The sequence below is a fragment of the Streptomyces sp. NPDC001513 genome (assembly GCF_042894695.1).
Taxonomy (GTDB): Bacteria; Actinomycetota; Actinomycetes; order Streptomycetales; family Streptomycetaceae; genus Streptomyces.
On sequence record NZ_JBIAVU010000012.1, the window covers coordinates 13,644 to 28,107 of the forward strand.

General features: G+C 74.1%; 13 protein-coding genes. 8 read left to right on the forward strand and 5 right to left on the reverse strand.

Translation table 11 applies throughout. The annotated features are described in order from the left end of the window. Positions 1-10: 10 nt before the first annotated feature. Entirely contained in the window at positions 11-538 is a 528-nt protein-coding gene (locus tag ACFYZ4_RS25850) for a flavin reductase family protein (protein WP_390784911.1), read from the reverse strand. A 144-nt stretch (positions 539-682) separates the two neighbouring features. Here ACFYZ4_RS25850 and ACFYZ4_RS25855 point away from each other — a divergent pair, with 144 nt between their 5' ends. Continuing rightward, positions 683-1,225, forward strand: a complete 543-nt coding sequence (locus tag ACFYZ4_RS25855; protein WP_351300927.1) for a hypothetical protein — start codon at positions 683-685, stop codon at positions 1,223-1,225. A 1-nt stretch (position 1,226) separates the two neighbouring features. Then, positions 1,227-1,745, forward strand: a complete 519-nt coding sequence (locus ACFYZ4_RS25860; RefSeq protein WP_390784912.1) for a hypothetical protein — start codon at positions 1,227-1,229, stop codon at positions 1,743-1,745. 103 nt (positions 1,746-1,848) lie between these two features. Here ACFYZ4_RS25860 and ACFYZ4_RS25865 read toward each other — a convergent pair whose 3' ends face one another. Next, positions 1,849-2,667, reverse strand: coding sequence for an SUKH-3 domain-containing protein (locus ACFYZ4_RS25865; RefSeq protein ID WP_390784913.1), 819 nt, complete (start codon positions 2,665-2,667; stop codon positions 1,849-1,851). Positions 2,668-2,697: 30 nt separating this feature from the next. Further along, complete coding sequence (locus ACFYZ4_RS25870) at positions 2,698-2,922, reverse strand: three-helix bundle dimerization domain-containing protein (protein ID WP_351300919.1); 225 nt, start codon at positions 2,920-2,922, stop codon at positions 2,698-2,700. Positions 2,923-3,111: 189 nt separating this feature from the next. Between ACFYZ4_RS25870 and ACFYZ4_RS25875 the strand changes: the two genes are divergently transcribed. Then, entirely contained in the window at positions 3,112-3,525 is a 414-nt protein-coding gene (locus ACFYZ4_RS25875; RefSeq protein WP_351300916.1) for a hypothetical protein, read from the forward strand. 55 nt (positions 3,526-3,580) lie between these two features. Here ACFYZ4_RS25875 and sigJ read toward each other — a convergent pair whose 3' ends face one another. After that, positions 3,581-4,525: an RNA polymerase sigma factor SigJ gene (gene sigJ, locus ACFYZ4_RS25880; protein WP_351300913.1), complete on the reverse strand. Its 945-nt coding sequence runs from the start codon at positions 4,523-4,525 to the stop codon at positions 3,581-3,583. A gap of 188 nt (positions 4,526-4,713) precedes the next feature. Here sigJ and ACFYZ4_RS25885 point away from each other — a divergent pair, with 188 nt between their 5' ends. Continuing rightward, positions 4,714-5,118, forward strand: coding sequence for a hypothetical protein (locus ACFYZ4_RS25885; protein ID WP_390784914.1), 405 nt, complete (start codon positions 4,714-4,716; stop codon positions 5,116-5,118). A gap of 69 nt (positions 5,119-5,187) precedes the next feature. Here ACFYZ4_RS25885 and ACFYZ4_RS25890 read toward each other — a convergent pair whose 3' ends face one another. Next, positions 5,188-5,943, reverse strand: a complete 756-nt coding sequence (locus tag ACFYZ4_RS25890) for a ricin-type beta-trefoil lectin domain protein (protein ID WP_390784915.1) — start codon at positions 5,941-5,943, stop codon at positions 5,188-5,190. Between the two features lie 172 nt (positions 5,944-6,115). Between ACFYZ4_RS25890 and ACFYZ4_RS25895 the strand changes: the two genes are divergently transcribed. From ACFYZ4_RS25895 to ACFYZ4_RS25910, 4 genes are all read left to right on the forward strand, one after another. Continuing rightward, positions 6,116-8,017 carry a hypothetical protein gene (locus ACFYZ4_RS25895; RefSeq protein WP_390784916.1) on the forward strand — a complete coding sequence of 634 codons (1,902 nt, stop codon included), beginning with the start codon at positions 6,116-6,118 and terminating at the stop codon, positions 8,015-8,017. Between the two features lie 520 nt (positions 8,018-8,537). Beyond that, entirely contained in the window at positions 8,538-10,217 is a 1,680-nt protein-coding gene (locus ACFYZ4_RS25900; protein WP_390784917.1) for a BTAD domain-containing putative transcriptional regulator, read from the forward strand. Between the two features lie 91 nt (positions 10,218-10,308). Continuing rightward, complete coding sequence (locus tag ACFYZ4_RS25905; protein WP_390784918.1) at positions 10,309-12,528, forward strand: TOMM precursor leader peptide-binding protein; 2,220 nt, start codon at positions 10,309-10,311, stop codon at positions 12,526-12,528. After that, on the forward strand, positions 12,518-14,464 hold the full coding sequence (locus ACFYZ4_RS25910; protein WP_390784919.1) for a TOMM precursor leader peptide-binding protein: 1,947 nt from the start codon (positions 12,518-12,520) through the stop codon (positions 14,462-14,464). The genes ACFYZ4_RS25905 and ACFYZ4_RS25910 overlap by 11 nt, the downstream gene beginning before the upstream one ends.

Below are 14,464 nucleotides of genomic sequence, written 5' to 3' on the forward strand. Positions count from 1 at the left end.
GCGGCTGCCGTCATGCGGGGTGGCCCGGCGGGATGTCGTCGGCGTCGCTGTAGCGCAGCAGCCCGGCGGCGAACCCGTCGCCCCCGTCCCCGTCGCCATCCCCGCTTCCGTCTCCCGGGGGGCTCTCCTCGACCGGTGCCAGCAGGAACCCCACGTGGTCGCCGCCCTCGATCTGTCCCTCGATCCTGCCGACGAACCAGGTGCGGACCTCCGCCAGCACCGGACTGCCGTCTCCGCTGGGCCACCAGGCGACCTGCGCGAGCTTGTCCACCCGGTCGCCGCTCTCGCCGCCGAACAGCTCCGCCAGCGCGTGCTGGTCCCGGCGCAGCACGTGCACGGTGAGGTGCGCGGCTCCGCGCGCCACGCGGTAGGTGCGATTGGCCGTGGACAGCCACACGACGAAGCGCGGCGGGCGGATCGAACACTGGGAGGCGAACCCCACCAGGCATCCCGCCCGCTCGCCGCCGGCCGCGACCGTGACGACGTACATCGGGCCGTCGAGTACGCCGGTGAAGGCATCGAGCCCGGTCTCGGGCATGGTCACTCCTCTCACCGCTGAGCGGCTACCCCGCCCGTCGCCTTCGAACCACACGGCTCCGCGCCGCACCGCGCGGGTTTGCACCGCAGGGACAGGGGCAGCCGAGTGAATGAATCCGACGAGGCCCCGGAATGGAGGCCGAACATGTCAACCAGCACACTCATCGCCGTCATCGTGGTCGCCGCGATCGTCGTGATCGCGCTCACCGTCGCCCTGTGGATGATGGCGCGACGACGGCATCTGCAGAACAGGTTCGGACCCGAATACGACCGTACGGTCGAGGCGGAGGGCGGCCGCATGGCCGCCGAGCGCGAGCTTCGGGCCCGCGAGGAACGCCACGACCAGCTGGAGCTCAAGGAACTGCCCGTCGAACGGCGGGACCTGTACGCGGCCGAATGGAGCACCGTCCAGGAGCACTTCGTGGACCGGCCGGAAGGCTCCGTGGAGGAGGCCGACGAACTGGTGTCGCGACTGATGCGCGAGCGCGGGTATCCGACGGACGACTACCGCGGCCGACTGCGTGACCTCTCGGTCGAACACGGCCGCACCCTGGAGCACTACCGGGCCGCCCATGACGTCAAGGTGCGCAGTACCGACGAGCGGACGACGACCGAGGAACTCCGCGGGGCGATGGTGCACTACCGCGCCCTGTTCGACGACCTCCTGACCGACCAGAGGAGCCGGTGAGATGCGCAACCACGCAAGCAACGAGGAACGCGCCGGTGAGGCCGGCATCACGACGGAGGACATCGCCCATTCGGTGCCGGCGTCGACGTCGACGCCGACGCCGGCACCGGATGCGGGCAGGGCCGACGGGCGGACGCCGCCCGTGTACCCGGGGGAGGCCACCATGGACGCGCCCGCCGACGAGCCCGCGCCCGCGACCCGTGAGAACGCCGACGAGCGCCTGAGGGACCCGGCGGCCGCCGGTACCGCTGACGAGCCGCTGCTCGGCGCCGAGGACACCGCGGACTACCGCAAGGCATGGAACGAGATCCAGGGCCGGTTCGTCGACGACCCGCAGGAGGCGGTCAGGTCGGCGGACGCCCTCGTCGCCGAAGTGATGCAGACGCTCGCCCGTACCTTCTCCACCCACAAGCAGGGCCTGGAGGGGCAGTGGGGCCAGGGCGAGCAGGTCGCGACCGAGGAACTGCGGCTGGCGCTTCAGCACTACCGTTCGTTCTTCAACCGGCTCCTGAACACCTGAAGATCCCAGCGCTGCCTGAGGAAGGCCCATTGGGCCGTTCGGGCGACGCAACGCGGCCGCCACCGGGCAGGCCTGGCCTCCGGTGGCGGGCGCAGGCGGCGGGTCAGGGCCGAGCGGCGCGGACCGGCATCACTCCGAGGACGAGGTTCTCCAGAGCCTCGGGCATACGGCCGAAGCGTGCCAGCCGTCCGTCGACGAGATACAGCCCGCCGCGCTCGTCCAAGCCGAGGAAGGAACGGCCGTGGTCGCATTCCCCCACCGGAAAGAGGTGACGGCCGATCTCCTCGCCCCGTGCCGCGAAGCGGTCGTCTTCGCCCAGCGCGAGCAGTGGGTCGATTTCGAACGCCTCCCGTGCGCTGGTGATCCCGGATCCGCGGCTGTCGACCGTCAGCCCGCCGAACTCTCCCAGGAAGTCCCCGGCGGCGGGGTGGATGCGGAAGCCGTCCGCTTCCAGTCGCTCCCGCCACTCGGTCGTGTCGACGCAACGCCCCGGATGCCAACCGGCCCCCCGCAGCACCGCCTCCACCTCGGCCGACCAGACGTGCCGCTCCTTCGGCCCGGCCGTCTGCCGGTCGCGCACCAGACGCGCCGCGTACGCGACCGCCTCGGCGGGATCGGCCGTCTCGAAGGCGGTACGGTCGCCCCGGTCCAAGCGGTCCACCACCGCAAAGCGATCCGGCTGGGCATACATCGCCGGGAGCGGTTCACGGCCCCAGTCCTCCCAGCTGTCTGATGCCGACACGCTGAGCTGCTGCATCGAGATCCACGGATACATACCGCTCAGCAACGGCTCGCGCACTGCTGCCTGCAGCAACAACCACATGGACGTGGACCAATCATCCTGGGACGGCTGCGGACGGTAGCCCTCCAAGAGCGCCGCCCAGGCCTCGGCATGACTGCGCTTCGCGCCTTCGGATCCCATGACCCGAAGGTAGTGGATCCCGCCTGAGCCCTACTCGGGCGGGATCGATGCGCCCAGATATTCGTCGGAGGGGAGCAGGTCCCTGGCTCGGCGTTCCATCAGGACCGGGAGGTAGGTGCGGACCCGGGCGTACCTGAGCTCGTCGTACGCCGTCTGGACGGAGGCCCGGACGAGGCCGGCGTCCAGTTGGGGGTGCGCCTGCATCAGCCGCTCGGCGACATTGCGGATGGCAAGGGCATCCTCCGAATCCGGCATCTCGCACCTCAGCCTTCCGTCGGGGACCGCCTGTCTCCAGTTTCGTGGAGCGGCCCGCAGCCGGGAAGTCGATCTTCCGCCGCTCTGCGGGCCGGCGGCGGCCCCCACCGGCCGGAACCCGCCCCACCCGGGTCCCGTTCCGCGCCCGGGTCGCCTCGTGGCGTGCCGGGGCGCAGGATGGAACAGGTGATGACGGTGTTGGTGGTCGGGGTGCCCGACGGCGAGCAGCTGGAGCTGCTGCGCTCGGGGATCCAGCGCAACCCGCACTTCCGGGTCGTGTCGCACGCCCACGATCCCGCCGTCGCGCTCGCGCACGCCCGCGTCCTCCTGCCCGACATCACGGTCCTGTCCCTGCCGGCCGGGCTCGACAGCCTCGACGCGGACCCGGGCGTCCTGCGCGTCTTCCGCGGGGTGCGCGCCCTGGACCCGCCGAGCGGAGTGGTGCTGCGCACGGCAGCCGCCCGCATGCCCCGGGCCGTGTCCGGCCTGGCGGTCGAGGGGGCCGTCCACGTCGTGCGCGAGGGCGACGCCGAAGCCCTGATGCGGGCCCTGCGCACGATCGGGCTCCGCCGGGCCAGCTGCGACCCCGACGAGATGCCCTGACGGGACGACTGCCACGCTGAGGGATCGGCGGAGCCGAACCGCGGTGGGGTGACGGTCAGTTCTGGGTGATCTCGGTCCACGTGCGGAGTTTTTCCGGGTTGCGGACGGCCCAGATGTGGGTGATGCGGTGGTCGGTGAGGCTGAACGCCGCCACGGTCACGGTGACGCCGGAGTGCTGGGCGACCAGGCCGGGCCGGCCGTTGACCGTGCGTTCCAGGAGGGTCAGTCCAGGGGCCTTGTCGGCGATGTGGATCAGGTACGCGGCGATCTGCTCGCTGCCCTCGACCGGGCGCAGGACGGTGCCGACCAGGCCGCCGCCGTCGGCGGTCATCTTCGCGTCGGGGTCGAGCAGGCCGACAAGTGCCTTGATGTCCTTGGCCTCCCAGGCCTCCTTGAAGTCCCGTACCAGGCCGGCCTGTCCGGCCGTCGCGGCCGCCGGGGCCTGCGCGGCGCGCATCCGGCGGCGGGCGGAGGACGCCAGCTGGCGGCAGGCCGCGGGGGTCCGGCCGACGATCCCGGCGACCTCGGGGAAGGGGTAGCGGAAGACGTCGTGGAGGATGAACGCCACGCGTTCGGCCGGTGTCATCGACTCCAGTACGACGAGGAAGGCCATGTTCACCGACTCGTCCAGGGTGATCCGGTCGGCGGGGTCGGCCGGATCACCGTCGCCGTCGCCCGCCCGCCCGCTGAACCACTCCGTACGGTCGGGCAGCGGCTCGGGTATCCACGCGCCGACGTAGCGCTCGCGCCGGGCCCGCGCCGAGCCGAGCACGTCGAGGCAGATGCGGCCGGCCACCGTCGTCAGCCAGGCGCCGGGTGACTCGATGGCCTCCCGCTGCTGCCGCGACATCGCGTACCAGCGGGTGTACGTCTCCTGCACGGCGTCCTCGGCCTCGGCCAGTGAACCCAGCAGCCGGTAGGCGAGGTTGATGAGCTGGCGCCGCTCGCCGACGACCACGCTCAGCTCCGGCTCGGACGGGGTGCTCACGGGCTTGTCCATGGTCGCGATCCGCTCCTGTGTGTTCCGGTCCGTTTCGGCTCTCTACGCCTCCACGCCTCGACGCCTCGACGAAACACCGCACGGGAGTGTGAGGTTGGACCCTCCGCCTCACACTTCGGGGGCCTGCGTCGTCGGACGGACGAGACACTACCGATCCACCGCCGCGAGGCAGACGAGGGGACCGCGCCATGGCCACACAGATGACGGCAGCACCGGGCAGGATCACGTTCCAACAGGTCGCGATCGCCCTGCAGACGGCGTCACTCTTCTTCCAGGCGGCCACCGCCGGACTGCTGCTGTCCTCGTCCCACGGCGAGCTGCTGCACGGCGTCGGAGCGCGCGTGATGTACGGCGCGTCCATGCTGTACGTGCTCGCCGCGGTCCTGGCGTGGCGGCCGGGCGGCGGTTCGCCCCGCCCGATCCTGTACGCGTCCGGCTTCCTCGTACTCGCCTCGGTGCAGGTGGTGCTGGGCATCGCACGCGTGCCGTCGGTCCATGTCCCGCTGGGCGTCCTGATGTTCGGCCTGAGCGTGCTGGACCTGGGCCGGGTGCTGTCCACCCGCCTGCCGGAACGTTCCGGCAGACGGGCGTAGGCACCGCGGACGCACCGGTGCCCTGCCCTCGGGGGATGGGCAGGGCACCGGGGTACGGGTCCTGGCGGGTCAGGTACCCAGGGCGGAGCCGCGCCACTGCTGGTTGGTGTGGCCCGGGGCGCAGTCCCAGATGCCGAGGCGGGAGCCGTTGCCGGTGGCCCAGCCCAGGGCGTCGAGGCACTTCCCGGAGTGGACGCTGCGCAGGAGGCCGCCGGGCAGCTGCTCCCACTTCTGGTTGGTGCCCTGGTGGCAGCCGTTGAGGCCGAGGAGGGAGCCGTTCTCGGTCTTCGCGTGCTGCACGTCGAGACACTTGCCGAGCGCGCGGACCGTGCCGTCGGCCTCCAGCTTCCAGAGCTGCGCCGAGGTGCCGTTGCAGTCGTAGAGCTGGATCGGGGTGCCGTCGGCGGTCTTGGCGCCCTTCACGTCCATGCACTTGCCGGAGTGCACGCCGACGATCTGCCCGGAGCCCGGGGGCGGCGGCGGGACGCAGTAGATCTCCAGGCTCACCTGGTAGTAGCCGCCGTTGCCGACCGGGGCGGCCACGGGGCCGGCCGAGCGGGCGCAGTTGGCCGCCGGGTAGCCCTCCTGTGTGGCCTGGGCGTACGCGCTGTCCCAGGCGGCGTCGGTGGCGATGTTGAGCGGGCCGTAGCCGGCGCCCAGGAAGTACTTGGGGGCGGTGGGGGCCAGGGCCGCGGCGGAGGTCGCGGTGGTCGCGGCGGTCGCGGAGGGGACTGCCGTCGCCGAGGCCGCCGCCGGTCCGGCGACGAGCGTCGCGGCGGCCAGGAAGGTCGCGGCCGTGGTCGACAGCCATCGAGCCAACTTCACGAGGGGTCCTTTCACAAGGGGGACGGAACAGGGGAACCGCCGGGCCCGCGGTGGTCACGACCCTAGTCACGGGACGCCGCCGCGAAGTCTCACCGAGGTATCAACTCCGGCCGCCGAACGTCCTGTTCCGGCCGTGACGCGAAGTGATCACCCTGGGTATCGTTCCGGGACCGTGGAGACCACCGACGATCTCGCCCGGCTTCAGGCCGCCCTGGACGCGCATGCCCTGGTCAACCTGACCGGCGGGCTGGGCAGCGGCAAGAGCCGGCTGGCCCGGCGGCTCGCGGTCGCGGCGGCCGTGGACCTCGCCGGGGACGACAGCCTCGCCGGGCACGGCGGCCTCGCCGCGGTGCGGAGGCTCGCCGCGCAGCCGGGTGGTCTGCTGCTCGTCGACAGCGTGGACGGGCCCGGCCGGGCCGAGGCGGTCGCGGCGGCGCTGGCCCAGGCCGGGGAGGTCCCCGGGCCCGCCTCGCCCGGCCGGCCCGGGCCCAGGCCCGTGCTGCTGGTCAGCAGGCTGCCCCTGCGGGCGACCGCCGACTGGGGCGGGCGGGCCCCGGTGACCGTCGCGCTCGGCCCCCGGTCGGCGGCCGCCGTCGAGGCACAGGCACGGGAGGCGGGCATCACCGACCCGGAGGCCGTGGCCCTCGTGGTCCGGCTGGCCGGCGGGGTGCCCCTGCTCGCCGACCTCGCCTGCCGTGCCCTGCACGCCGGGATCGCACCGGACGTGCCCGGCGCGGCCGCCGACCGGATGGCCGGCGAGGTGCTGGAGCGGCTCGGGCGGGAACGGTCCGGGCAGCGCTGGCGCCACGCACTGCGCCTCCTCGCGACCGTACGGACCGGGGACGAGCGGCTGCTCGCGGGCGGCCCCGCGCTGTTCGAAGCCCTGGCGGGGCTGAGTCTCGTACGCCGTGAGCGGCTCGGGCTGACGGTCCGGGAGCCGTACCGCAGCCTGTTCGAGACGGCGTACCGGTGGCGCCGACCCCAGGCCCACGAGGAGGTGCGCAGCCGGGCCGCGGGCTACCGGCGGGCGCTGCTCTCCGAGCGGACGCCGGAGCCGCGGGAGCGGGCCGGACTGGTCGAGGAAGGGCTGTTCCTGACGGGGGATCCGCTGGTGCGGACCGCCCTCTTCCCGCCGGCCGAGGAGTTCTCGCGGATCGGGCCCGCCCGGCCCGGCGAGGCCGACGACATCGGCCGGCTGATGCACCGGTGGGCCGTGCGCGGAGGCTTCGACGTGCGGCGCTCCGAACGGATCGTGGAGCGCTGGCTCGACGACGGCCCCACCGCCTTCCGGCTGGCCCGGGACCGGGAGGGCCGGCCGGTGGGGCTCGCCGCGCTGCTGCCCGTCGGCGCGGACACGGAGGCCGGGATCGAGCCGCTGCTCCAGCAGCACGCGACGGGCCTGCTCGGCGGCCCCGGCTCCGGCGGGCTGTTCCTCGGCGCCGCGTACGGTGCGGATCCGGTGGTGCACGCGCAGGTGCTGCGGGACATCCTCGGGCAGGCCGTACGGGCCGGGCACCTGGTGGTGTCCACCGCCAGCCCGGACTACCAGGCGTTGCTGCACACCCTGAGCTTCCGGCCGCACGGCGGCATCCGCGACGACGTCTACCGGTGCGGGCGCCGGCCCGAGGTCTACAGCCACGACTTCGGCGCGGCCGGACTGCCGGGGTGGATGGGCGCGCTGACGCCGGACGGGGCGGGGTCCCCGGCCGGCGGACCGGGCATACCCGCGCAAGTGCCCGTACCCGTGCCCGACGTACCGGTGCTGGTGGCGCGGGCGCTGGCCCGGCTCGGCGACCCCGCGGAGCTCGCCCGCAGTCCGCTGCTCGCCCGTCCCGGGATCGGGTCGCCCGCCGGGCTGCGGACCTGGCTGCGGGACGCGGTCGCGGAGCTGGCGGCCGCGGACGCACCGGCCGATGCGGAGGCGGGGGCGATCCTCCGCGAGTACTACCTCGGCCGGTCCCGTACGCACCATCAGGTGGCCCGGCGGCTGCACCTGAGCCGGGCCACCTATTTCCGCCGACTGCGGCGCGGGCTCGCTCTCCTGGCGGCCCGGCTGCCGGTCCGTACCGGATGACGAGACGCGTGGGCCGGTCCCTGGGACGGGGATGAGGATCGGCCATATCAGTGGCGGAATATGTACCTTAATTGGATCACGACATCGTGCTTGGATGGCGCCGCCACCGTAATTCGTTTACGGATGAACGGATTTGGCGAACCGTCGGTAACAGATCGAAGCGCCCAGGTTACGGAGAAGGGAGAAAAAGCCGACGGGTACGGAATGGGACATCCCGTGGCTCGACTTCCGCAAGATCCGTTATGTAGTGTTCCAGTTATTCACCGCCCAACGGGGGCGGACGGCAACTGCAGGCTTGGTCCGGACTATTTCCGGCGTGTGACGGGCCCGCAGAACCGGCAGACCATCGCCCCCGCCGCGCTCCCTATAGGGGGAATGCGTGTCCCGACACGGGGGATCAATCATCCGGTTCCAGCTTTTGGGGCCTTTGAGCATTGCGCACGGCCCCGAAACCGTCGTTCTCAAACCGTCCAAGCCGACCAGTCTTCTCGCCGCACTTCTGCTGCATCCCGGCGCCGTCGTGTCGACTTCCTACCTGCTGCGCGCGGTATGGGACGAAGAACCGCCCGCCACGGCCCGCGCCGCACTGCAGACGTGCGTCCTCCGGCTGCGCCGGCTATTCGCCAAGTACGGCATATCCGCGACCACCATCGAGGCCGTTCCGGGCGGTTACCGGATGCACAACGACACCGAGACCCTCGATCTCGTGCTGTTCCGCACGCTCACGTCCCGGGCCGGGTCGGCGGCCGGCCCGGGGGAGGAGCTCTACCGGCTCCGGGAGGCGCTGTCGCTCTGGCACGGCCAGCCGCTCGCCAACGTGGCCTCCCGCCTGCTCCAACAGGACGCGGTACCCGCGCTCGAACAGGAGCGGCTGCGCGTACTGGAACGGGTCTGCGACCTCGAACTGGCCGCCGGGAACTGCCATCAGGTCCTGGTCGACCTGTACGAGAGCGCCCGCCGGCACCCCGTGCGCGAACGCTTCACCGAGCAGCTCATCGAGGCGCTCTACCGCACCGGACGGCAGGCCGAGGCGCTCGCCGAATACCGCACGGTGCGCGACCGGCTGCGCGATGAGCTGGGCATCGACCCGGGCCCGGGACTGCGGCGACTGGAGCTCGCCATCCTGCGCGCCGAGGACCTGGCCCCCGCCCCGCCGGAGCCCGCGCGGGCGGTGACGACGGCCGACGCCCCCGCACTGCCCGCAGGCCCGGCCGCCACCACATTCCGGCCGGGCCGGACGGTGCTGCCCGTCCCGGCCTTCGCCGGGCGCGAGAGCGACCGCCGGGCCATGGCCGCACGGCTCACCGCCGCCGACGGACCACGCCTGGTCGTCGTCTCGGGGGCGCCCGGCATCGGAAAGTCGGCGCTGGCCTACCAGACCGCCCACGAGGTGCAGGAGGCCTTCCCCGGCGGGGTGTCCACCATCCCGCTGGCCAGGCCGGACGGAACGGCGGTAGCCGTCGAGGACGCGGCCCGGTTGCTCCCCGACGCTGACGCCGACCCCGGCGCCGGCCGGCGGCTGATCGTCCTGGACGGCGCGGCCGGCGCCTGGCAGGTGCTGCCGCTGCTGCCTGCGACGGGGGACGCGTCCGTTCTCGTGACCAGCAGGCGCGGGCTGGCGGCGGTCGTCGCCACGCACGGCGGCGCCGTGCACCGGCTCGACGTGCTGCGGCCCGCCGAGGCGCACGGGCTGCTCGCCGGGCTCGTGGGCGCCGAGCGGATCGCGGCCGAGCCCGCAGCGGCCGGACAACTCGCCTCCGTGTGCGGGCACTTCCCGCTCGCGCTGCGGATCGCCGCCGGACGGCTGCTGACCCGGCCCGGCCTGTCGGTCGCGGACTGCGCGGCCTGGCTCGCGGAGGATCCCCCCGTACGGCTGGCCCTCGCGGAGGACGCCCGCCTCTCGGTACCCGAGGTGCTGGGGCAGGCGCTCGACGCACTCGCCCCGGAGCTGCGGGAGGCGTTCCTCCGGCTGGGAGCCCGTGACGCGGACGAGGACCTGTCGGTCCGGGAGAGCGAAGCCGTACTCGAACAGCTCGTGGAGGCAGGGCTGTTGGAGGACGGACCGCCCGGTCCGTACCGCCTCCACGACTTCCTCCGCATCTACGCGCGTTGGCACGTCCGCACGCGCAAGACGACGACCGCAGCCCCCTCGGCAGCCGCTGCCGCTGCCGCAACCGCAGTCGTCTCCGCACCGCACTGACCCGCCCGTCCACACCTCCCCCCTCCTCCCTCCCTCCCTCGCCCTCACCTCCCTCGCCGATCCCGCCCAGACCGCACTCAGGGGTGTCCCCATGGCCCACGCCAGCTATCAAGCCGTTGCCGCGACCCGTCCCCGGATCCGCCGGGACGTGCTGTTCACCGAGACGCCCGACGGCGTGCTGTTCCACAACGCGGACGGCGGCTTCCGCCTCACGGCCAAGTCCGCGTACCGCTTCGCGACGCTGATCGTCCCCCACCTCACCGGCGAGCACTCGGTCGCCGACCTGTGCCGGGGCCTGGGCGAGGCGCAGCAGAAGATGGTCGGCGACCTCGTGCGGACCCTGTACGAACGGGACTTCGCCCGGCCCGTCACCGCCCCCGCCGAGCCGCCCGCCGGGCAGACCGCGCTCGCTCCGGACGTGGCCCGCCGGTACGCCCCGCAGATCGCCTACGCCGACCACTACGCCGACGACGCCGAGGCACGGTTCCTGCGCTTCCGCGAGACCCGGGTCGCCGTCCTCGGCGAGGACGACGTGGCCCGCTGGTGCGCGACGAGCCTGATACGCAACGGCTGCGCGGCCGTGGGCGTGCTGCCGGGCCTCGGCACCCCGGCGCTCGACGCGGAGGCCGCGGAAGCCGTCGCCGAAGGCTGCCCGGTCGAGCTCCGCACGCTGCCCCCGGCCGCCCGCCAGGACCTCACCTGGTCCGAACTGGCCGACTACGACCTCGTGGTCGTCACCGGCGGCCGGACCGCGCCCGCCCGGCTGCTGCCGCTGCTGCGCGCCGGGATCCCGGCCGGCCGCACCCTGCTCCCGGCCTGGTCGTACGGATCCGATGCCGTGATCGGCCCCCTCATGGCGCACGGCACCCCCGGCTGCTGGGCCTGCGCCGCGCTCCGGCTCGGTGCGGCCGCCGGCCGGGACACCGCTGCGGCGGCCGAGCTGTGGAGCGCGCTGGCCCTGCCCGGCAGCCCCGCGCCCGCCGGCCCGGAACCCGGGCGGCCGCTGGCCGCGATGATCGGCAACCTCCTCGGCTACGAGGTCTTCCGCACCACGTCGGGGGCCCTGCCCGCCGAGACCGCGGGCCAGGTGATCGTGCAGGACATGGCCTCGCTGGACGTCACGGCCGAGCCGCTCCTGGCCCACCCCCGGTGCCCGTTCTGCGCCCCGGACGCGGAGGCGGCGCGGGAGGCCGTGGCCCCCGTGGACCTCTCCGCGGCCGGCACCTCCGGGGCGCCCGCCCTGCCCACCCTGGAGACCGCGCGCGAAGCGGACGCCCTGGTGGAGGAGTTGAACCGGCGCTCCGCGCTCGTCCGCCCGTACACCGGCGTCTTCACGCGCTACGCGGACGAGCCGCTCACCCAGATCCCCCTCAAGCTCGGAGTGGTGGAACTGGGCGTCGGCCACACCGGCCCCCGAACCGTCGCGGCCTTCGACGTCCACCACGTCGCCGGGGCGCGGATGCGGGCCCTCGACGCCGCGGCCGTGGTCTACGCCGAGCACGTCGTCCCCGCGTACGGAGTCACGGACCGCGCCGACGGGGCGGTCGCGGAAGGCTCGCTGACCATCGCCTCCGGTCTGCCGGGCACGGCCGCCGCCTGGCAGCAGGCCGTGTCGCTCGTCACGAAGGAGCCCGCGCTGGTGCCCGCGGGGGCGGTGCGCCCCTTCGGGCCGCACAACGCCGACCGGCTCTTCGAGCGCACCCGCGCCGGAGCCGGCGCCGGACCCTCGCCCGCCGACGCGGCCGCCGCGGGCCTGCTGTCCGCCTTGGCCCACGACGCCCTGCTGCGGGCGGTGCGCGGGGCCGCGGCGGCGCCCGTACCGCTGTCCGACGAGACACCGGACGCCGAACTCGCCTTCCTCGTACGGTCGGCGGACCGCCTCGGGCTGGACGTCGAGCTCCTGGACCTCGGCGAGGGCGGCCGTACCGGGGTGCGGGTGCTGCTCGCCCGGGCGGGGGAGCGCTGGGCCGTGGGCGCCGGCCTGGACGGCCGGACGGCCACGGTGGCCGCCCTGCGGGACCTGCTCGGCGCCGTGCAGTACGAACGGGACGCCGCCGCGTCCGGCGGACCGGCCGACACCGGCGATCCGCTGCTGTCCGACCTCGACGCCCGCACACTGACGGTGTCCGCCGACGCCCGGCCCGCCGCCGGGAACGAGGCCGCCGGCTGGTCCGAGGTACTGGACCGGCTGCGGGCGGCGGGCCGTGACGCCTACGCCGTCCCCACCGGGGGCGCGGACCTGGCCTCGGCCGGGCTGCACACGGCCAGAGTGCTGCTCACCGCCGCCCAGGAGCCGGGCGATGACCACTGACCCGCTGACGGCCGGTCCCGAGGTCGCCGCCGCGCTCGGTCCGGGCACGGCGGCCCGCTTCACCGCACTGCTGGGCCACGCCCTGGAGGCGCTCGGGGGTCCCCGGGTGACGCTGTCGGCCCTCGGCCTCGGGGACGCCTTCACCCGGCCCGCGCCCAAGCCCAAGCCCGACCCCGCGCCCGTTCCCGCTCCCGTGCCCGTGCACCTGTACGGGCACCAGGCCGTCGTCGGTGCGCCCGGCGGCTGCGCCCGGTGCCTGGAACGCCGCTGGCAGGCGGTACGGTCCGTCGCGCTCCGCGACGCCCTGGAGCTCGGCGGCGGCACGCGGGCCGCCGGCGACTGGCCGTACGCGCACGCCTTCGCCGCCGACGCGCTGGCCGCCCTCATCGCCGCGGCGGCCGAGCCACGGCCCGGAACCCCACCCCCGGGAGTCTTCCCCGAGGTCCGGCTGCTGGACCTGCGGACCGGCTCCGTACGCCGGTACCCGCTGGTCCCCGACCCCGAGTGCCCGGTGTGCGCCACACCGGAGGAGGACACCGCGGAAGGGGCCGTGCCCGCGCTGCCGCCCGCGCCGAAGTACCGGCCCGGGGTCTTCCGCACCCGCCCCGTCGAGTCGTACGGGATCGAGGTGGCGGCCTTCGCGAACCCCCTGTGCGGGGCGCTGGGACCCACCCTCGTCCAGGACGTCTCCTCCACCTCCACCTCCGCGACCATCGGCTGCTTCTCGATGCGCTCGGGCGCGTACCTGCGCGAGACGTTCTGGGGCGGCCACACCGACTCCTTCGCGCGCAGCGCGCACGTGGGCGTGCTGGAAGGGCTGGAGCGCTACGCGGGGATGCGGGCGCGGGCCCGGACCACGAGCGTCACCGGCTCGCTGAAGCAGTTCGGCGCCGACGCGGTCGACCCGAGGGAAGTGGGCCTGTACAGCGAGGCCTTCCACCGGGAGAACCCGCGCGTACGCCCCTTCGACCCGGACCGGGAGATCGCCTGGGTGTGGGGCTGGTCGCTGCGCGACCGCGTGCCCCGCCTGGTACCGGAGATCCTGACGTACTATCACGCGCCCGGCCTGGAGAACCGGTTCGTACAGGAGAGCTCCAACGGCTGTGCCTCCGGCGGCAGTCAGGCCGAGGCCGTGTACTTCGGGCTGATGGAGGTCGTCGAGCGCGACGCCTTCCTGCTCACCTGGTACGGGCAGCAGCCGCTCCCCGAGATCGACCCGGCGAGCAGCACCCGGCCGTCGACCCGCGCGATGGTCGACCGGCTGGCGATGTACGGCTACCGGGCCCGGTTCTTCGACACCCGCATCACCTTCCCGATCCCCGTCGTGACGGCGGTGGCCGAGCGGTTCGACGGCGGCCCCGGCCGGATGTGCTTCGGCGCGGGAGCCGGCCTCGACCCGGAGTCCGCCCTGGACTCGGCGCTCTGCGAGATCGCCACGGACGCCGTCAACCTGCCCGGGCGCACCGAGCGCGACGAGGCCCGACTGCGCGCCATGGCAGCGGACTTCGACCTGGTCACGGCACTGCACGACCATCCGCTCGTGTACGGGATCCCGGAGATGGGCCGGTACGCGGACTTCCTGCTGCGCCCGCGGGGCGACGGGCGGCCGCGGACCGTGGCCGAGCTGCGCCGGCCCGACCGGTGGGGCGCGGACGCGTCCGACGACGTACGCACCGACCTGGAGCGGTGCGTCTCGGCGGTGACGGCGGAGGGCTTCGACGTGGTCGTCGTCGACCAGACGATGCCCGAACAGCGCGCCCTCGGTCTGCACACCGTGAGCGTCCTCGTCCCCGGGCTGCTCCCCATCGACTTCGGGTGGTCCCGGCAGCGGGCCCTCGGCATGCCGCGGATGCGGACGGCCCTGTTCACCGCGGGGCTGCGCGAGCGCGCGCTGGAGCCCGGCGACCTGAACCCGGCCCCCCACCCCTTCCCCTGA